The sequence below is a fragment of the Tritonibacter mobilis genome, from assembly GCF_001681715.1.
Classification (GTDB): Bacteria; Pseudomonadota; Alphaproteobacteria; order Rhodobacterales; family Rhodobacteraceae; genus Epibacterium; species Epibacterium mobile.
The window spans coordinates 155,264-173,619 of the sequence record NZ_LNWY01000004.1 but is presented as its reverse complement, the minus strand read 5'-3'; the positions used below and the strand labels follow the sequence as shown (position 1 = coordinate 173,619).

Annotated in this window: 18 protein-coding genes; 9 read left to right on the top strand and 9 right to left on the bottom strand. The window is 61.2% G+C overall.

Annotated features, from left to right (window positions below):
- Window position 1: 1 nt before the first annotated feature.
- Window positions 2-766, top strand: a complete 765-nt coding sequence (locus UB90_RS04035; RefSeq protein ID WP_065326261.1) for an HpcH/HpaI aldolase family protein — start codon at window positions 2-4, stop codon at window positions 764-766.
- A 49-nt stretch (window positions 767-815) separates the two neighbouring features.
- On the opposite strand, the gene UB90_RS04030 is transcribed toward UB90_RS04035, so the two are convergent.
- The 4 genes from UB90_RS04030 to UB90_RS04015 form a co-directional block, all read right to left on the bottom strand.
- A complete protein-coding gene (locus UB90_RS04030; protein ID WP_065326260.1) occupies window positions 816-2,768 on the bottom strand; it encodes an amidohydrolase in 1,953 nt (650 codons plus the stop codon).
- Window positions 2,769-2,905: 137 nt separating this feature from the next.
- Window positions 2,906-3,229 carry a hypothetical protein gene (locus UB90_RS04025; RefSeq protein ID WP_009175975.1) on the bottom strand — a complete coding sequence of 108 codons (324 nt, stop codon included), beginning with the start codon at window positions 3,227-3,229 and terminating at the stop codon, window positions 2,906-2,908.
- A gap of 166 nt (window positions 3,230-3,395) precedes the next feature.
- Entirely contained in the window at window positions 3,396-5,042 is a 1,647-nt protein-coding gene (locus UB90_RS04020; RefSeq protein ID WP_065326283.1) for a DUF4139 domain-containing protein, read from the bottom strand.
- Between the two features lie 165 nt (window positions 5,043-5,207).
- Window positions 5,208-6,230 carry an aspartate-semialdehyde dehydrogenase gene (locus UB90_RS04015; RefSeq protein ID WP_065326259.1) on the bottom strand — a complete coding sequence of 341 codons (1,023 nt, stop codon included), beginning with the start codon at window positions 6,228-6,230 and terminating at the stop codon, window positions 5,208-5,210.
- Window positions 6,231-6,492: 262 nt separating this feature from the next.
- On the opposite strand from UB90_RS04015, the gene UB90_RS04010 reads away from it, so the two are divergent.
- Window positions 6,493-7,644, top strand: a complete 1,152-nt coding sequence (locus UB90_RS04010) for a DUF3095 domain-containing protein (RefSeq protein WP_065326258.1) — start codon at window positions 6,493-6,495, stop codon at window positions 7,642-7,644.
- A gap of 72 nt (window positions 7,645-7,716) precedes the next feature.
- On the opposite strand, the gene UB90_RS04005 is transcribed toward UB90_RS04010, so the two are convergent.
- Window positions 7,717-8,367, bottom strand: coding sequence for a carbonic anhydrase (locus tag UB90_RS04005; RefSeq protein ID WP_065323432.1), 651 nt, complete (start codon window positions 8,365-8,367; stop codon window positions 7,717-7,719).
- A 153-nt stretch (window positions 8,368-8,520) separates the two neighbouring features.
- On the opposite strand from UB90_RS04005, the gene UB90_RS04000 reads away from it, so the two are divergent.
- The 3 genes from UB90_RS04000 to UB90_RS03990 all read left to right on the top strand — a co-directional run bounded on the left by UB90_RS04000 (window position 8,521) and on the right by UB90_RS03990 (window position 11,188).
- Window positions 8,521-8,901, top strand: coding sequence for a hypothetical protein (locus tag UB90_RS04000; RefSeq protein ID WP_225264454.1), 381 nt, complete (start codon window positions 8,521-8,523; stop codon window positions 8,899-8,901).
- Window positions 8,902-9,032: 131 nt separating this feature from the next.
- Entirely contained in the window at window positions 9,033-10,451 is a 1,419-nt protein-coding gene (locus UB90_RS03995) for a leucyl aminopeptidase family protein (RefSeq protein ID WP_081285516.1), read from the top strand.
- Window positions 10,448-11,188 carry a C40 family peptidase gene (locus UB90_RS03990; RefSeq protein ID WP_065326257.1) on the top strand — a complete coding sequence of 247 codons (741 nt, stop codon included), beginning with the start codon at window positions 10,448-10,450 and terminating at the stop codon, window positions 11,186-11,188. The genes UB90_RS03995 and UB90_RS03990 overlap by 4 nt, the downstream gene beginning before the upstream one ends.
- Before the next feature lie 166 nt (window positions 11,189-11,354).
- Here the strand turns inward: UB90_RS03990 and UB90_RS03985 are convergent, their stop codons facing one another.
- From UB90_RS03985 to UB90_RS03975, 3 genes are all read right to left on the bottom strand, one after another.
- Entirely contained in the window at window positions 11,355-11,699 is a 345-nt protein-coding gene (locus UB90_RS03985; RefSeq protein WP_065326256.1) for a DUF2794 domain-containing protein, read from the bottom strand.
- A gap of 31 nt (window positions 11,700-11,730) precedes the next feature.
- Window positions 11,731-12,444, bottom strand: a complete 714-nt coding sequence (locus UB90_RS03980) for an ArsR/SmtB family transcription factor (RefSeq protein WP_065326255.1) — start codon at window positions 12,442-12,444, stop codon at window positions 11,731-11,733.
- An 85-nt stretch (window positions 12,445-12,529) separates the two neighbouring features.
- Window positions 12,530-13,147 carry a TetR/AcrR family transcriptional regulator gene (locus tag UB90_RS03975; protein WP_009175774.1) on the bottom strand — a complete coding sequence of 206 codons (618 nt, stop codon included), beginning with the start codon at window positions 13,145-13,147 and terminating at the stop codon, window positions 12,530-12,532.
- A gap of 239 nt (window positions 13,148-13,386) precedes the next feature.
- Here UB90_RS03975 and UB90_RS03970 point away from each other — a divergent pair, with 239 nt between their 5' ends.
- The 4 genes from UB90_RS03970 to UB90_RS03955 all read left to right on the top strand — a co-directional run bounded on the left by UB90_RS03970 (window position 13,387) and on the right by UB90_RS03955 (window position 17,365).
- Entirely contained in the window at window positions 13,387-14,319 is a 933-nt protein-coding gene (locus tag UB90_RS03970; protein ID WP_065326254.1) for an AEC family transporter, read from the top strand.
- 244 nt (window positions 14,320-14,563) lie between these two features.
- Window positions 14,564-15,397 (top strand): S-formylglutathione hydrolase, encoded by an 834-nt coding sequence (gene fghA, locus UB90_RS03965; RefSeq protein ID WP_039982540.1) that lies wholly within the window; start codon window positions 14,564-14,566, stop codon window positions 15,395-15,397.
- Window positions 15,398-15,401: 4 nt separating this feature from the next.
- Complete coding sequence (gene sthA, locus UB90_RS03960) at window positions 15,402-16,916, top strand: Si-specific NAD(P)(+) transhydrogenase (RefSeq protein WP_065326253.1); 1,515 nt, start codon at window positions 15,402-15,404, stop codon at window positions 16,914-16,916.
- Entirely contained in the window at window positions 16,913-17,365 is a 453-nt protein-coding gene (locus UB90_RS03955) for a YaiI/YqxD family protein (RefSeq protein WP_065326252.1), read from the top strand. The genes sthA and UB90_RS03955 overlap by 4 nt, the downstream gene beginning before the upstream one ends.
- Before the next feature lie 3 nt (window positions 17,366-17,368).
- On the opposite strand, the gene UB90_RS03950 is transcribed toward UB90_RS03955, so the two are convergent.
- Complete coding sequence (locus UB90_RS03950) at window positions 17,369-17,812, bottom strand: hypothetical protein (protein WP_065326251.1); 444 nt, start codon at window positions 17,810-17,812, stop codon at window positions 17,369-17,371.
- Between the last annotated feature and the right edge of the window lie 544 nt (window positions 17,813-18,356).

Below are 18,356 nucleotides of genomic sequence, written 5' to 3'. Positions count from 1 at the left end.
CATGGCTGCGCCCGTAAATCACTTCAAACAGGCCCTCAAAGACGGTCAGCGCCAGATCGGCTGCTGGTGTACCTTTGGCGAGGCTATCACCACCGAGCTGATGGGCACCGCAGGTTTTGACTGGCTGGTGGTGGACGGCGAACACGCGCCCAATGACATCCGCTCGATCCGCGATCAGTTGGTCGCACTTGCGACCTCGTCGGCCGAACCGGTGGTCCGCGTGCCGATCGGCGAGGCATGGCTGATCAAACAGGTGCTCGACGCTGGTGCGCAGACCGTGCTGGTGCCGATGGTGGAAACCGCAGATCAGGCCGCCGAGCTGGTGCGTGCGTGCCACTACCCGCCCCACGGCACCCGCGGCGTCGGCGCGACGGGCGCGCGTGCCACGCAGTTTGGCGCGGTGCAGAACTACATTCCCACGGCGGATGCACAAATCTGCATCCTGCTGCAGGTAGAAAACCGCAAGGGCATTGAAAATCTGGATGAAATCCTCGCCCTAGAGGGTATCGACGGGATCTTTATCGGCCCCTCGGATCTGTCAACCGACATGGGTCATCAGGGCAATTCCGCCCACCCGGAGGTGCGCGCCGTGATTGCTGACGCGATCAGCAGGATCAAGGCTGCGGGCAAGGCGCCCGGCATCCTTGGTGTCACGGATGAGGCAACACAGGCCTATGCCGATATGGGCGCGCAGTTCCTCGCGGTGGGGATTGATGTGCTGTTGCTTGCACAGGGCGCACGAGCACTCGCGGCCAAGTGGCGCTGACGCAAACCTCTGGGGCAGACCTGCTGCGGACTGCCCCAAGCCTGATCGTTTAGGGGATTAGCGTGTCTTTTGCGCGCTCAAACCCCGGCGCAAGCGTTGCAAAAAGATAATCCGACACGCAGGTCGCCCCGTGACTCGGCGTGCTGGCGGCCCTCAGCGCCACCCGACGCCGCACTCCGCTCAGGCTGGTCGGTACCTCGCGCGTCAGGGCAGCTCGACGCAACAGTTCCGAGCCAGTGTCGAGCCGGCCCGGCACGGGACGCCACTGCAAGAGCGAGCCTTCGTCACGTTCGGACGCATCATAGACCACCACATCTTCTTTGATGGTGCGTAACACCCGGATCTGATCAATGGTTTCGGGATCTACCGCCGTCGGGTCGGCAGAGAGCACCACAAGATCTGCCAGCTTCCCCACCTCGAGCGAGCCTTTGCTGCCTTCCTCAAAATGCTGCCACGCAGGCCAGATCGTCATCGCTTTTAACGCGGTCATCGCATCGACCCGATGAGCCGGACCAATGATATCACCACTGCGGCTGCGCCGGGTCACGGTCGCGTCAAGCACCCGCATCGAGTCGGGAAACGCCACCGGCGCGTCATGGTGGCTGGAAAACCGCATGCCCCGTTGCAACACCCAGCCCGTCGGAGAAATATCGTCCGCAGCCTCCGGCCCTACCGTGCGATCCCGATGCCAATCTCCCCAGTAAAACGTGTGCATGGGAAACAGCGACGGAAAGATATCAAGCGCCTTGATCCGATCCACCTGATCCTCACGCAGGAATTGGCCATGGATCAAAACGGCGCGCCGGTCCTCATTGCCGTGCCGCGTGGCCGCCGCATCAATCGCCGCAAGCAGCAGATCGCTTGCCGCCTCGCCATTGGAATGGGTGAGGATCTGCACGTCGTTCTCAAAGGCCCAGTCAATGGCATCAAAGACCTGATCGGGGCTGGCAGCCGGATAGCCCACATAGTCGCCGCGCATCTGCGGGGGCGGCGCGTAATAGGGCCGGTCCCGCCACGCGGTAAACCCCTGCGGAGACCCATCAATGGTGAGTTTCGCGCCCCCGACGCGCAGCCGGTTGACGTAATCACGAGACTGCTCTGCAACGATAAAGTCCCGATCCACCAGAACGTCGGGATAGGCCACCACATCGACCTTCAGCCCATCGGCCTGCGCCGACAGTGCCTGCATGACCTGCACTTGCCCGGTGCTGGCGCGCCCCTCTTGTGCCGTGGTGTAGCCGTATGAGGCCACCAGAGCGACACCCGCGCGCACCATCTCGATTGAGCCCTCCACATCAAGCCCACCCAGAATTCGTCCCAGCGCCACAAAATGCGGCGTCTCTTCCAGCACGCCATTGGGGGTCTTGCCATCCGCCTCGCGCCGGATCACGCCACCGGGCATCTCTTCGCTCTGCGCAGTGATCCCCGCCAGTGCAAGTGCTGCGGTATTCGCCACCGCGAGGTGACCGGATTGATGAACGATATAGACGGGGATATCGGCACGCACCGCGTCCAGATCCTGCCGGGTGGGATGTGCCAGTTCTGCCAATTGGGAATCGTCATAGCCAAAACCCACAACGGCCCCGAAGCGCTCCACCTGTTCCGGTCGTGAGTCGATAAAGTCACGCAGGATGTCTTGCAGCTCAGCGATGCTGTTGCCGCGGCCATCAGGCGCGGGCAGCAGATTGGCCGCCATGGCCTGCAACCCAACAGCGACCACATGACCATGGGCATCCACAAAACCCGGTAACAGCGCAGCGCCTTCAAGATCAACCACGCGGGTTGAATCGCCGCGCCACGACATGACCTGCTGTTCTGCGCCGACCGCGGTGATCCGGCCATCGCGCACGGCCACAGCCTCGGCGCGCGGGGCGCTGTCATCCATGGTCAGGACTGAACCGCCCAGATAGATCGTATCGGCCACATCCTGCGCCGAAACCGTCCCTGCGCAAAGCGCAACACATAGGGGCAACAGCCCCAGTTTCAGTCCTGAACCTGACATTGTCGCACCCCTGAGCCGTTGATCGAGATGCGGAAATATTGCCACGCGTGCGCGACTTCGACAAGGCGCAACCAGAGGCTGCAAAGACCCATCACCCACTCAGGGCAGGACGGGAGGCCAAGCCCGTTTTTCAGATGTCAGTGCATCTGCAAAGGGCTGCCAAAGCGTTTTTCCAGCTCTGCACGGGGATGGCCCAGCAGTCCGAATGTGCAGATTTCAACCCGGCTTTGCAGATCAACCAGACGCAGACGCCCCGCGCGCGGTTTCATGTCAAACCCCTTGCCACGCAGCATTTCGCGCAGGGTTGGCCAGCTGTCAGCACGGGTCAGCGGCTCGTTCAAATTGGCTCTGAGCAGCATCATCGACTCGGAATCCAGACGCGCCCGCGTACTGGCACAGCCCCACGCGGTTTGCCCATAGGCCATGTCTTCACTGTCGTTCTTCTGATCACCATAACTCATCAAATCACCCTCCAATCCACTCTGACTCAAGGGTACTTGCTTCAGAGGCGAAATTGGGGCGCTCAAAGGTTGGCTTGGCGGCGCAAAAGTACAGTTTGTCGCACTTTTGACAGGTTCAAACCGCCTGACCTGCCTGATTGAGCAGGTCAGACAAAGGCCACGTCGCTCAGCGCAGCACCTTGCCCTCGGGCCAGCCAAGGCGGGTGTTGAGGGTAATCACGCGGGTCTCTCCCGGCTGCATTTCCAGATCCCACGCAAGGATGCCGCGCTGTTTGTCGACGTTTTCCTCTGATGGGGTGGGCTTGGCGGACCATGTGATTTCCAGATCCTCCTGTTCGCTGAAGGGCACCAAATCAAGCACCCGCAACGGCCAGACCTGACCGGTGAGGTTTTCCACCTCGATCTCCGCCACGGTGTCGCGCTGGTTGCTGCGCGAGATCACACCGCGCCCGCCTTCGCTCTGATCCAGAAGATCCCGTTTGATGCGCAAACCATCAATGGGGCCAAAGCCCAGATCCCGCTCGGCCTCGGGGGTCAGCCCCACGAAATACCCGGACCCGATCAGCTCTCCGTCGACAAGAAAGCGGCTGTTGGCGCTGGCGAGCAACTCCTCGCCGCTGGTGTTCACAATGCGCGCGATGCGAAAGGCGGTGGGATCGCGGCGCGGCGCTGCACGGGCGGAGACCTCTGCGCTAAAGGTGACATCCGGCAGGTTCAGATAGGCCAGCTCCGCCCCCGAGCGCAGGCTGACCGGTGCGTCAAAGCTGTAAGAAACCCCCGCCTCGCTGGCAACGACACCAAATGACGAACCAGCTTCCTTAGCCATAACCGGGGCCTCGACTGCCAGCTCGGCGACGTCGCTCATCACTTGGCTCTCAGATGTGAACCGCTGTTTGGCCTCGTACGCGTCCTCGATCCAGCGCCGATTGGGGCGCAGGTCATGCGGATTGATCCGCTGATCCGGGGTCGAGGTAGAGACCCGCAGCGCCACATCCACCCAGTCCTCGCCGGTGGCCTGCTGGATCATCACATCCCGGCGCAAGGTGACCTGCGGCCTCACCCCTGTTTCCAGATTGAACTCGTAAGACGGCCCCCAAGACACCGCATCATTGGGGTAGCTGAGGCTGAGCGGCACCGTCACCTCCTCATCCGCCTCGACATCCAACGCGAGGAACATCTGTTCATCATCCTGCTGCGACAGCGCCTGAAGCTCCGCCTGTGCACGGGCCAGATCTGCCTCCAGATCCGTCATTTGGCGCTGAAACCCGCGCTCCTGCGCTTTGGCCCGCAAAATGGTCTCGCGCGCCTCGGCGGTTTCCTCGCGCACCGTGCTCACAAGCGCGCGCAACTGATCGGGATCGGGCAGTGCCGCCCCCTCGCCCCGATTGAGCGCATTGAGAAAGGCAATCGCCGCCTCTGCCCCTTCGGCTGCCAATCGCGCCTCCTCTGAGGTCCGGCGCAGCGCGTCTATCTGATCCTCGATTTCTGCCACGCGGGCCTCAGCCGCTTCTTGCTCGGGCGTTGAAGCGTCTTCTAAGACCGGGAAGCTCTCGCGCAGATAGAGCCCGATCCGGCGCACGCCAGGATGGCTGACCCGAAGGCTCTCGATCTCATCCACAAAAGGCATGCCGCTAATCACGATCCGGTGGCGGCCTGCGGGCAGCGTGACTTCGGCGGTGCGGGTAATCAATGCCTCGCTGGGATAGACGGTCACCGCGCTGACGCGGCTGGTGGCGGAAAAGGTCTCCGCCAATGCGGTCGTGGACAACAGGGCCGCAGCCCCAACAAGGACAGAAGAGAGAACAAAGCGCATCGAAATCACCAAGCTGACAATAGGATGCGGCGAGCGTCTTCTGCTCAGGACAAAAAAGCAAGAGGCGCCCCCGTGGGACGCCTCTCGATGATCGGATATTGGCCGATGGAAGGTAGTCACCGTCCGGCCGATAGGTCGGGCGCTGTCCTTCTTTCTAGCTGGCGATCAGCCCTTTTTTAGGACCTCACGGCCCAAGAGCTCGGCGATCTGTACCGCATTCAACGCCGCCCCTTTGCGCAGGTTGTCAGAGACACACCACAGGTTCAGACCGTTATCCAGCGTCGAGTCCTGACGGATACGGCTGATGAAGGTGGCAAAATCGCCAACGCATTCTTTCGGCGTCACGTAGCCGCCGTCTTCGCGCTTGTCGATCACCATGATGCCCGGTGCCTCGCGCAAGATGTCGCGGGCCTCGTCTTCATCAAGGAAGTCCTCAAACTCGATGTTGATCGCCTCGGAGTGGCCCACAAACACCGGCACGCGCACACAGGTCGCGGTCAGTTTGATCGACGGGTCCACAATCTTTTTGGTTTCCGCGACCATCTTCCACTCTTCTTTGGTGGAGCCATCGTCGAGGAACACATCGATATGCGGGATCACGTTGAACGCGATATCCTTGGGGTAGACCTTGCGCTGGTAATCGTCGGTCGGATTGTAATGCGCCTTGGTCTGATCCCAGAGCTCGTCAATGGCCTCTTTGCCGGAGCCAGACACCGACTGATAGGTCGACACCACAACGCGCTTGATCTTGGCGCGGTCATGCAGCGGCTTCAGCGCCACAACCATCTGCGCGGTCGAACAGTTGGGGTTGGCGATGATGTTCTTCTTGGAATAGCCGTGCACGGCCTCCGGGTTCACCTCGGGCACGATCAGCGGAACGTCCGGATCGTAACGATAGAGCGAAGAGTTGTCGATCACAACACAGCCTGCCGCAGCCGCTTTGGGCGCGTATTTCTTCGTCGCGTCAGAGCCGATGGCAAACAGCGCCATGTCCCAGCCGGTGAAGTCAAAGGTGTCGAGATCCTGGGTCTTCAGTGTCTTGTCCGCGAATGTGACCTCAGTGCCCAGCGAACGACGGGACGCCAGAACGGCAATCTCATCCACCGGGAACTGGCGCTCGGCCAGAATATTCAGCATTTCACGGCCCACGTTGCCCGTGGCGCCGGCGACAACGACGCGATAACCCATGTTAGTTTCTCCAATATAGTCCGGCCTCATGACCGGCTGCGGTGTGATATAGTTTCTGCGCCTGCATTGAAAGGCGCGATTCAGCCGAAAACCCCGCCAAACCCGGTTTTGTTCCGTAGAATCGCGAATTTCTTTGCCAATCAGGTGGTGACGCGCAGGTTTCACCCTGTCACAGCTGCGCGAGGTCGGCTTGCTCTGGCCGGGATGCGCTACATTTTGCCATCCGATGTCGCTAGGGATGTCACGATCACAAAGGCACGCCATGACCCGCGCGGACCCATTTTACGATGCCCTGCAAAAGGTGCGCACCTTCGAGAACCTCACCGCCAGCACGCGGTTCACACCATTGCCGCAGGATTGGTACGTGGGCTGCTGCGATATCGTGGATTCGACGGGGCTGCTGGCGCAGGGGCATTACAAAACCGTCAATATGATTGGGGCATCGGCGATTGCGGCGCTGATGAATGCCTTTGGCCATGCGCCCTTTCCCTTTGTGTTTGGTGGCGATGGGACATCCTTTGCGGTGCCGCCGCATCTGGCGGAATGCGCCCATCAGGAACTGGCCAAACTGCGCGCATGGGTGGCGCAGGAATTTGACGTGGAGCTGCGCGCCGCCCTCTTGCCGGTTGGCAAGATACGCAAAGAGGGGCGCGATGTGCGCGTGGCGCGGTTCGCCGCCTCCGCGCATCTGGATTACGCCATGTTCGAAGGCGGCGGGCTGGCGTGGTTAGAAGAGCAGATGAAAGCGGGCCGCTTTGAAATTCCACCTGCAGACCCCGTGCAACCGCCGGATCTTGAGGGGCTGTCTTGTCGCTGGAACGCTGTGCCAGCGGTGAATGGTCAGATCCTGTCGCTCTTGGTGCTGCCACACCCGGAGGCCGACACGACCGAATTTAACGCACTGATTGCGGCGATTCTGTCTGAAGTGGCCGGATCAGAGCGTGCAGGCCATCCTTTGCCCGAAACCGGACCAAATATGCAGTTCCCACCGCCCGGACTGGACGTCGAGGCGCGATTGTCGCGTGGCAATGCCCCCGCAATTTTTCGTAAATTGACGCTGTTGTTTCAATCCGCGATGGCTGGGCTGATGTTTTTGCGTGGACGCCCTACCGGCGCCTTTGATCCCACGCATTACCGCAACATGATCTCTGCCAATGCCGATTTTCGCAAGTTTGACGACGGGCTGAAGATGACACTGGATTGCAGCGACGAAACGCGTGCGGCGCTGGAAAAACTGCTCTCTCAGGCGCAAGCAGACGGGATTGCGCGCTACGGGCTGCATACCCAGAGTGAGGCGCTGGTCACATGTATCGTGCCCTCGCCGATGCAGGACGACCATATGCATTTTGTGGATGGGGCCTCTGGCGGCTACGCGCAGGCGGCACAAATGCTGAAAGCCATGCCGCAGCGCTGATATCCCACCATCCCCCGTGACATCCGGGCAGCCTGCGCAATCCGCGCCGCTGCCCGCAGTCTCAGTGGGTCCTCAGACCGGGTGGAAGGCGCTCGATTTCGGGTCGTAGCACTCCAGCCCGCCCTCACCGATATCCGTCCAAAGCCCATGCAGGCTGAGTTCCCCGGACTTCACCGCGCTCTCGATAAAGGGGAAGGTCATCAGGTTTTCAAGGCTCGCCACGACCGCCTGACGTTCAAACTGGCGGGCCTGTTCCTCGTCATCCGTGATATCCTCCACGGCCGTGAAGCGCGGTTTCAGAATGTCCATCCAGCGCCCGACAAAGCTGGTCTTTTCCTCCAGCGCAGGCGCATGGCCTTTGCACATGTCGATACAGCCCTGAACGCCACCACATTGCGAATGGCCCAGCACGATCAGATGCGCCACTTTCAGCACCGTCACAGCATATTCGACCGTGGCCGAGGTGCCGTGGTGGTCGCCATCGGGCGCATACGGCGGCACCAGATTGGCAATATTGCGGTGGATGAAAAACTCACCCTGATCGGCCCCGAAAATCGAGGTCACATGCACCCGGCTGTCACAGCAGGAGATCACCATGGCACGCGGGCGCTGACCCTCTTTGGCCAGTCGGCGATACCAGCCTTGGTTCTCTTCATAGGATGTGGCTTTCCAGCCGTGGTAACGGGTTACCAGATAGTTCGGCAGGGGCTTTGCATAATCCATGTCTTCACCTCGGGTTGTCGACTGTCGGGCTTGATAACCGCAATTCGCACCAAATTCGAGAGATATACGCATCCAATGGAAACCTTTTGACAACCACTGGGGCGCAGATTGGGCCTATGCCGTGGGGGCATACCGAATACGGGGTGAATTGTGGTGGCTAACATACTTACAGTCAAACATAGGGAAAACGTCCATTTGGACCCGCAAAAGCTCAGCGAACTCTATTCGCAGCTTGGCGAAACAAGTGCCGAGGACGTTGTCTGCCGCGCCATAGAAGAGCTCGCCGTGCGCCTGACGCATTGCGAACGTCTGTGGCGGCAGAATGATGTTGAGAACCTGCGCAAAAGCGCACGATCGCTGATCGCGATCTCTGAACAGATCGGCATGATGGCGATGGCCAATATCGCACGCGATGTAACCGGTGCCATTGATGCCGATGATTCTCCAGCGGTGGCGGCGACACTGTTCCGCCTGATCCGCGTTGGCGAAAGCTCCCTGACTGCGGTCTGGGAACAACACGACCTGACGGTCTGACGGACTCGCCGCCTGAGCGGCGCATCCATGTAGGTTTCGAGTTTGGCCCGGTTGGGCTTGCGGCGGCGGCTGCGACGGATACTCTGGTGGCAAGAGGTGATAGACCCAAGCCATACCAAGAGGACCTGTCCATGCAGCCCCATTTTGCCGTGCCCAATCTGGCCGTTCCAACCTTTGCCCCCGCCTCCGACACGGGGCTTCCCTTGCACATCGTCACTGAACGCACACTGGACGCCTGGCTGGCGCGACAGGACGGCACCACCGCAGGCTGGGCGCGCTCCATGGGCTTTGCCGGCGCATGGGGGCAGGTTGTGGTGCTGCCGGGTGCAGATGGCACCATCTGCGGCGCATTGATCGGTGCAGGCACGCCCAAAACCCGCCAGCGCCAGCGATTCCTTTTGGCCGCAGCCGCTGCAAAACTGCCCGAAGGCACCTATGCGCTGGCCTCGGATCTGCCTGCGGATCTGTCGGCAGAGGTCGAGTGCTTCGGTTGGTTGATGGCGCAATATGCCTTTGATCGCTATGCAAAAACCACCGGAGCCAAGGCCCGCCTGATCGCCCCTGACGGTGTTGATGCCGCCCGCGTGGAGGCGATGGCCGCAGGCGAAACCTTCACCCGCACGCTGATCAACACCCCCGCCGAGGACATGGGACCGGCAGAGTTGCAGCAGGCCGTCGAATCGCTGGCCGAGGCGCACGGTGCCACCGTGAGCACCGTGATCGGCGAAGATTTGCTGGCGCAGAACTTCCCGCTCATACACACTGTGGGCCGCGCGGCAAACCGCGCGCCGCGCCTGATCGACATGCGCTGGGGCAACGAGGGGCCGACGCTCACGCTGGTGGGCAAGGGCGTGTGTTTCGACACCGGTGGTCTGAACCTCAAACCCGGTGCCAGCATGGCGCTTATGAAAAAAGACATGGGCGGCTCTGCAAATGTGCTGGGACTGGCGCATATGATCATGGCGACCGGTCTCAGACTGCAATTGCGGGTGCTGATCCCGGCGGTCGAAAACGCCGTCTCCGGCCCTGCCTTCCGCCCCGGTGATATCTTCACCTCCCGCAAGGGGCTGACGGTTGAGATCAACAACACCGATGCCGAAGGCCGTCTGGTGCTGGCCGATGCGCTGGCGCTGGCTCAGGAAGACACTCCCGATCTGCTGATTTCCATGGCGACCCTGACCGGGGCGGCAAGGGTGGCTGTCGGCGCCGACATTGCCCCGTTTTTTACCGACCGCGAGGGCGATGCGGTAACACTGGCAAGCAACGCCCAAGACGCGGCGGATCCGGTCTGGCGGCTGCCGTTTCATGACCCCTACGAGGCGATGATCGAGCCCGGCATTGCCGATCTGGACAACGCCCCAGCGGGGGGATTTGCCGGGGCGATCACCGCCGCTTTGTTCCTGCGCCGCTTTGCCGGTGATGCGCGCTACATGCATTTCGACGTCTTTGGCTGGAGCCCCTCCAGCCTGCCCGCACGGCCCAAAGGCGGCGTTGGTCAAGGCACCCGCGCCTTGTTTCAAGCCCTACCAGAAATGCTGGGGCTGTCATGACCCGCACCCGCATCTCCCGCCCCGTTGCGAACCTCTGTAAGGCGCCAAATGGCGCGCGCGACCGGCAATTGCTGATGGGCGATCACGCCGAGATCCTGTCGCGTCAGGACGGCTGGTGCCACCTGCGCGCCGAAAAGGATGGCTACACGGGTTGGGTCGCCGAAGATCATCTGGCAGACCCGCTTGCCATGACCCATTGGGTCAGCGCCCCCGCCACCCATGCCTATACGCGCGCGGATCTGAAATCGCCGGAGCTGACCTCGCTCAGCCTCGGCAGTCAGCTGGCGGTCCGGGGCACAGAGGCACGTTTTGCCCAGACAGATCAGGGATTTGTGCCGCTGGTCCATCTGACCCCGCTGGACACGCGCGCGCCTGACCCGGTGGCAGTGGCCGAAACGCTCTTGGGTACGCCTTATCTTTGGGGGGGCAATAGCCGCTTTGGCATTGATTGTTCCGGTCTGGTGCAACTGTCCTGCCATGCCTGCGGTTTTGAGTGCCCCGGCGACAGCGGCCCGCAGGAGGCGTCTTTGGGCAGGCTTTTACCCGAGGGCAGCCCCTATGAGCGGGGAGATCTCTTGTTCTGGAAGGGCCATGTGGGGTGGGTGCGTGACCCGCTGACGTTGCTGCATGCCAATGCCCATACAATGTCGGTAACGCTGGAGCCCCTTCAGGCCGCCATCACCCGCATAATAGAACAGGGTGACGGGCCAGTAACCGCACATAAACGCTTGGGCTGAACCGCCGTTAACTCATGATTGGCGAAAACCTCGCAATTAAGAGACGGTCGGATCGCGCAAGCGATCCGATCCGGGCCGGGGCCGCGCGGGGCCGGAGGCCCCGCGCGGCCCCGGCCATCCCCCACAAAACCCGGGAACTGCGGCGCAACCGCCGTTTAATCCACGGCTATTCCACGGCGCGGATCAATTTGCGCTCCAGAACCCGAAGCACTGTTTTGAGATCATTGCCGCGTTTCAGGATCTGGCCGTCCATCCCGACAACCGAATATTGCCCCTGCCGATTGCGCAGCTTGGGGCGTTTCTCAATCCGATAAAGCGGGTTCTCAGCGGTGCGGCGAAATACGGAAAACACCGCCATTTCGCACAGATGCGACAGGCCGTAGTCGCGCCATTCCCCGGCGGCAACCATGCGACCATAAAGCGACATGATCACAGAAAGTTCGCTCCGGTGGAAAACGATCTGCTCGGGCGGTGGCGAAGGCGGGAAGGCCCCGGTGCTCTGTTGGTTCATCCTTCTAAGGTCCGCGCATTTGCGCTGCAAATCAAGCCTCTTCGCAGCTTTTGAGACCTGAGAGCCCCGCAAGTGCGCTGCCAAGGCCTAACCGCTCTGCCAGGGCGCGGTGCCCCGGTGTGGTCACCTCCAGCCCACGTCCGCGCAGCGGACGCCGCAGCCACCCTGCCTCCAGCGCATGGGTCAGGATCTGCCGCCCCATGGGGCCAGCGATATGCAAACGCCGCTCCGTCCAGTCCATACAGGGCCGTGCAAAGGGCGCGCGCATAACACGGTCTGGCAGGCACACGCCCAACCCCGCCCAGATCTCGCCCGCAACAGGATGAAAGCCGCCGCCTTCTTCGCGCAGGTGCCCACGCGCGATCAGCGCATCGGTCATCGCCACCGCAACCGGTCCCGCGAGGTGATCATAACAGCTGCGCACCTGCGCCAGCCCACCAGCCTTGCGCCGCTGCGCCCGGTAAAGGCTGTCCATCGGCGCAATCGCCGCGAGCTGTTCCAGCGCCTGCGCGACCTCCGGTCCGGACAGGCGGTGAAACACACAGCGCCCGCGCTTTTCTGCCACCACGAGGCCCGCATCCTGCAACAGACGCAGATGCGCCGACGCGGTCTGCGGCGTGACCCCGGCGGCGCTGGCCAGTTCCTTATTGGTGAAGGAGCGCCCCTCCATCAGCTCGCAGAGCATCCGGGTGCGACTGGCATCCGCGATAGCCTGCCCGATGATATCAAAACGTGGTGTTGCCATGGGATCACCCTAGCGCTGATGCAGGGAGTTGCCCACGACAAACACTTCGCCCAGCGCCGAAGTCTCAGCGCACGAGATCGCTCCGTCAGACCCCGTAGCGGGCGAGGAACATGTCGACGGTGGCGTCAGCGACGCGGTGAATTTCAGCCTCCGCAACGCTGTCGCGCAGATTAAAGATCATCCGCGGGAACAGATCGGTGCGCAGCAAGGCGGCCCATTGCTCGGTTGCCATATCGAAATCCTCGATCTGCAATTCGCCCCGTGCGGTGGCAGCGCGCAAATAAGATTTGAGCTTTTCGCGCTCCATTTGCGGGCCGCTGGCAAAGAACTCCCGCCCCAGATCGGGGAAGCGTTCGGTCTCTGCCACACAGATGCGGTAGATCTTTTGTCCCACGTCAGACAGGATCACCGAGAGGATATGGCGTGCCACCAGCGTCAGCACCTGACGCGGGCTGGAGCCTTCGGGGATGTCCGATTGCCGGGTGGCATGTCGGGCACATTCATTGCGCGCCACTTCCATAAACAACAAGCGTTTATCGGGGAAATAGCTATATAGGGTCGCCTTAGAAACACCGGCTTCACGGGCAATATCGTCAACACTGGCGCCTTCAAAACCATCGGCCAAAAAGACCTTGCGAGCCCCATCCAGCACCTGATCAAACTTCCGCCCCCTGCGCACGACAGCTGCGCTTTGGTTCGTCACTCTTTCCATCCTCCTCGCACGCAACCGAGGCCGTCCCTTGCCCCTTGGTGTGGTTGCGTCACCCATACCTGTTCACACTTCGTTTGCGCAGCGGACCATATCAAGCCGCTGTAACGGAATGCAGTTTTTCAGCCATAGCGCACAAGGAAGCAGCAGGAAAGCGACAGTCTTGTGATCGCTCAGAACCTGTGTGCAAAAAGTCTTTTTCTTCTGGTCAACTCAGGTTACCAATTTTCGCCATGGCCGAGATTTTCTTTCGCACGCTTCCGTTCTTTGCAATCATCGGCCTTGGCTATTGGGCGGGGCGCACCCGGTTTTTCACCGATGAGGCGACGGCCTATCTTACGAAATTCGTGTTCTTCTTTCCGCTCTCGGCGATGATCTTTCGCTTTGCCGCGAACCTCTCTGTTACAGAGATTTTCGACCCCAATCTGATCATCGGCTATTTGGCAGGCACGCTCGGCGTTTATCTGGTGGCGACCGTGGTGGCGATGCTGCGGCGGCAGGATATATCGACCGCCGCGGTCGAGGCCCAATGCGCCGCGATTGGCAATGTCGGCTTTCTTGGCATCCCGATGATGGTGATCCTCTTTGGAGAGGGGGCTGTGGGGCCGATGATGCTGGTGCTGGCGGTAGATCTGGTGGTGTTTTCCTCGCTGATCGTGGTGCTGATCAATGCCCATCGCGGCGCGGGGCTGAGCCTTGCAACGCTGCGGCTGGTGGGCGTGGGGCTGTTGAAAAACCCGATGATCCTGTCGATTGTTGCCGGTCTTGCATGGTCCGCAGGGCAGGTGCCGATCCCGACGCCGATGAATGATTTCCTGGCAATTTTGGGAGGGGCAGCCACCCCCGGTGCGCTGTTTGCGATTGGCGCATCACTGGCCTCCAAATCCGCCGAACGAGTGGAGGTCGCAGGCTGGCTGTCGTTTGCCAAACTGGTGTTGCACCCCTTGGGCGTGGCAGCGGGGGTGCTGTGGTTGATGCCGGTTACGCCCTTTTCTGCGGCGGTGGCGATTTCTGCGGCGTCGCTGCCGGTGGCGGGCAATGTTTATATGCTGGCGCAACACTATGGCGTTGCACCGCAACGGGCCTCGGCAGCGATCCTGATTTCAACTGTGGTGTCGATCGTGACGGTGCCCTTTGTCATCGCTTGGGCGAATACGCTGTTATAGCGCCACAGAGGACAGCCCCCGACCTCGGGTGGGGGTGAAGCCCCCTCCCTGGGGGGAGGTCGGGGGCTGTCCGACCTATCGGCCGGACGCACTTTACCGCACATCGGAAAAGCGATCTTTAGCCAATTGCAACCTTCCGGCGCAAAAAGGGTTTAAGACGGCGCGGCAGCACTGGATTAATCCGCCCCACCCCGTTAGCGATGGGCCAACACCGATTTCGAGGAGAGCTTCGATGGAAACCACACTGGAAACCGTGTCCGAGAACTGCGCCTTTGGCGGCGTTCAGGGCGTCTATCGCCACCAGAGCAGCAGCACAAATTGCGAAATGACCTTTGGCCTGTTTCTGCCCGAAGAGGCCAAGGACGGCCCGGTGCCGCTCCTGTGGTATCTCTCGGGCCTGACCTGCACCCATGAAAACGCCATGACAAAGGCCGGCGCGCAGGCGTGGTGCGCCGAGCAAGGCATCGCCATGGTGTTTCCCGACACCAGCCCGCGCGGCGAAGGTGTTGCCAATGACGAGGCGTATGATCTGGGACAGGGTGCGGGGTTTTACGTCAACGCCACCCAAGACCCATGGGCGCCGCATTTCCAGATGTGGGACTATGTGGCCGAAGAACTGCCCGCGCTCTTGGGCGAACGGTTCAACCTCGACATGTCCCGTCAGGCCATCACCGGCCATTCCATGGGCGGTCACGGCGCGTTGACGCTGGCGATGAACCTGCCGGGGCGTTACCGGTCGGTGTCCGCCTTCGCGCCGATCTGCAACCCCACCAACAGCGACTGGGGCCGCAAACAGCTCAGCGCCTATCTCGGTGCGGATGAGAGCCTCTGGGCCAAACATGACGCGTCCCTCTTGATGCGCGATGTGGGCTTTGATGGCCCCGTTCTGATCGACACCGGCACGGCGGATCAATTTGGCGACTTGCTGAAAACCGAAGCGCTCGCCAGTGCCATCGCGGAACGCCGTCAGGAGGCCACCTTGCGGATGCAGAAGGGCTATGATCACAGCTACTTCTTTGTCTCCACCTTCATGGAGGAGCATGTCTCCTTCCACGCAGACGCCCTCTATCGGGAGTAACACCATGACCGAGACCCCTTCCAAATTCGACTATGACCTGATCGTCATCGGCTCCGGCCCCTCTGGCCGCACCGCCGCAATTCAGGCCGCCAAGCTCAAGCGCCGGGTGCTGGTGATTGACCGCAAGGATCGCCTGGGCGGGGTCTCTGTTCATACCGGCACGGTGCCCTCCAAGACGCTGCGGGAAACCGTGCTGAACCTCACCGGCTGGCGCGAGCGCAGTTTTTACGGTCGCGCCTACCGGGTGAAGGATCAGATCAAGGCCGAAGACCTGAAGGCGCGCCTGCATATGACGCTCGATCACGAGGTCGACGTGCTGGAACATCAGTTCAACCGCAACCACGTCGATATGCTGGCGGGCATGGCGCATTTCACCGGCCCAAATGAGGTCGAGGTGGAAGTCGAGGCGGGTGACACCACCCGCGTCACCGGCGAAAAATTCCTGATCGCCACCGGCACCCGCACCTACCGCCCCGATACCGTGCCCTTTAATGGCAAGACCGTGGTGGATGGCGACGAGTTTCTGGAGATGGAGGAAATCCCGCGCTCGCTGATCGTCGTGGGGGCAGGCGTCATTGGCGTGGAATATGCCACCATGTTTTCGGCGCTGGATGTGCGCGTCACCCTGATCGAGCCACGCGACAGCTTCCTTGATTTCATCGACCGCACGCTCATTCAGGAGTTCACCCACCAGATCCGCGAAAATGGCGTCGATCTGCGGCTGGGGTCTGCGATTGAAAAAATCGAGGATGAAGGCAGCCATATCGAGGTGACGCTGGAAAACGGCCGCCACGTGCGCGGCGAAATGCTGTTGTTTGCCGCCGGGCGCATGGGCAACACGGATCGCCTGAACCTCAAGGCCGTGGGGCTGGAGACCGATCATCGCGGCCGCCTTGAGGTGGAGCGCAAGACCTATCAGACCAAAGTGTCCCATATCTATGCCACCGGCGATGTGATCGGGCATCCGTCGCTGGCCTCCACCTCGCTGCAACAGGGCCGCGTTGCGGCCTGTCATGCGATGGATGTGCCCACCGTACCCGAGAGCCCCTGGTTCCCCTATGGCATCTACTCGGTGCCGGAAATGTCCACCTGTGGGATGTCCGAAGAAGAGCTGAAAGAGCGCGGCGTCCCGTATGAGGTCGGCATCGCGCGGTTCCGCGAAACCTCGCGCGGGCACATTATGGGGCTGGAGCACGGCATGCTGAAGATGCTGTTTTCGCTCAAGACTCGCCGCGTACTGGGCGTGCAGATCGTCGGCGAAGGCGCGACTGAGCTTATTCACATCGCCCAGGCGGTGCTGAACCTCAAGGGTACGGTGGATTACTTCGTCCAGAACACCTTCAACTATCCGACCTTGGCCGAGGCCTATAAGATCGCAGGTCTCGATGCCTTCAACCGGATGCCAATCCCGGATGAATACAAGGACCTGCGCGCCCCCTCCAAGGTCAAGAAAGCCCCGGCAAAGAAGGCAGAAGCGACAAAGGACGACGACGCCAAAAAGGACAAGGCAGCAGAGTGAGCACGCTATACATCGACGCCGATGCCTGCCCGGTCAAAGCCGAGGCAGAGCGGGTCGCCACCCGCCACAAATGGCGCATGTTTGTGGTCTCCAACGGGGGCCTCAGGCCCTCGCAAAACCCGCTGGTGGAAAACGTCATCGTGGATGCAGGCGCGGATGTGGCCGACATGTGGATCGCCGAGCGCTGCGGGCCGGGCGATGTGGTGGTGACGGGAGACATCCCGCTGGCCGCCAAATGCATCGAGGCAGGCGCGCGGGTGCTGCGCCACAATGGCGAGCGCTTTACCGAGGCCAATATCGGCCAGCAACTGGCGATGCGGGACCTGATGGCCGACCTGCGCGCGGCCAATCCCTTGGGCATGCAAGGCGGCGGCAAAGCGTTCTCAAAGGCGGATCGGTCGCGGTTTCTGGACGCGCTGGAGCGCGAAATCCGCGCGGCAAAGGGATAACGGTTACTCGTCGCTTTTCTCAGAAGCGACTGACACAGTTAATAGGTCTATGGCGTCTTTGACCACATCCACGCGGACCTGATAGAGTTGCAACGGATCTAAACTGGCCGGGCATTCTCGCCCCAACAGTTGCAGCACATGGGCGATATGTGACCCTGACAGTTCAACATAGTCCGGGTCTTCCCCGACCAAGCGATTGTAAAGCCTGCCGCCCAGCCAGCTTGCCCGTTTTGCCGCCCAGCGCGCGGTTGCCAGCCTATTGTGCAAAGCTATGAGAAATTCGTCATCAGGATCTCGGGTGAAATCCACTGCATCGCTCAGCCCACGCCCGAGACTTGTCACAAATCCCGCGCGGGCAGAGGCTTCAGCCAGAGCAAGCCTGCGCCGAGCGATCCCAGTGTGAGGATCGCGTATCAAGGGGATGTGAGGGCGCAAATCTTCTGTCATGGCGTCTCGCGAGGTCGCTATTTGCCTTTTTTACATCACAAGTTGGCGCACAAGCGCAATGTCCGACCCACCCATCTGGCGCTCGGTGACAAATGGAACAGCGATGTTCTAGACGGGCATTCAAACTGTGAACGGTATGCCTTGAAAGAGCTTCAGATAAAGATGGCGGCGCCGCCACAAAGGCGGAGGTGGCCGGGGATATCCCCCCGCGTGCTCAACGTTATCTCTGCACTGCTCCCCAGAAAGGGAAGCCGGTTCCTGGTGGTGCCGGAGGTTTTACGCCCGGCGGATGATCGCGATCCGGGCCAGAATAGCCTTGTGGGTTTAGGATTTCATAAGCCCAGAGCGCGCTTGGGGCGCAACGGCAATGCGAGGCTCTGCCTCGCGCTCCGGGATATTTGGCGTTAGAAGAAAAGCGCAGCCTTCCTTCTCTTCTAACCGCAAATATCCTGGGGTGAATTGGCCGCAGGCCAAGAGAGGCGAAGCCCTTTATTTTTGCCGTCCCAAAGCCCCCAAGTTTTGACCTCGCCGCATGAAACCGGGC

Bases quoted from the DNA above. Each gene is read 5' to 3' on its own strand.
- UB90_RS03970 (WP_065326254.1), top strand. From the start codon at position 13,387: ATGGCCGAGATTTTCTTTCGCACGCTTCCGTTCTTTGCAATCATCGGC.
- UB90_RS04020 (WP_065326283.1), bottom strand. From the start codon at position 5,042: ATGCGCTTTGTTCTCTCTTCTGTCCTTGTTGGGGCTGCGGCCCTGTTG.
- sthA (WP_065326253.1), top strand. From the start codon at position 15,402: ATGACCGAGACCCCTTCCAAATTCGACTATGACCTGATCGTCATCGGC.
- UB90_RS03990 (WP_065326257.1), top strand. From the start codon at position 10,448: ATGACCCGCACCCGCATCTCCCGCCCCGTTGCGAACCTCTGTAAGGCG.
- UB90_RS03985 (WP_065326256.1), bottom strand. From the start codon at position 11,699: ATGAACCAACAGAGCACCGGGGCCTTCCCGCCTTCGCCACCGCCCGAG.
- UB90_RS03995 (WP_081285516.1), top strand. From the start codon at position 9,033: ATGCAGCCCCATTTTGCCGTGCCCAATCTGGCCGTTCCAACCTTTGCC.
- UB90_RS04015 (WP_065326259.1), bottom strand. From the start codon at position 6,230: ATGGGTTATCGCGTCGTTGTCGCCGGCGCCACGGGCAACGTGGGCCGT.
- UB90_RS03980 (WP_065326255.1), bottom strand. From the start codon at position 12,444: ATGGCAACACCACGTTTTGATATCATCGGGCAGGCTATCGCGGATGCC.
- UB90_RS04025 (WP_009175975.1), bottom strand. From the start codon at position 3,229: ATGAGTTATGGTGATCAGAAGAACGACAGTGAAGACATGGCCTATGGG.
- UB90_RS04035 (WP_065326261.1), top strand. From the start codon at position 2: ATGGCTGCGCCCGTAAATCACTTCAAACAGGCCCTCAAAGACGGTCAG.
- UB90_RS04005 (WP_065323432.1), bottom strand. From the start codon at position 8,367: ATGGATTATGCAAAGCCCCTGCCGAACTATCTGGTAACCCGTTACCAC.
- UB90_RS04030 (WP_065326260.1), bottom strand. From the start codon at position 2,768: ATGTCAGGTTCAGGACTGAAACTGGGGCTGTTGCCCCTATGTGTTGCG.
- UB90_RS04010 (WP_065326258.1), top strand. From the start codon at position 6,493: ATGACCCGCGCGGACCCATTTTACGATGCCCTGCAAAAGGTGCGCACC.
- UB90_RS03950 (WP_065326251.1), bottom strand. From the start codon at position 17,812: ATGACAGAAGATTTGCGCCCTCACATCCCCTTGATACGCGATCCTCAC.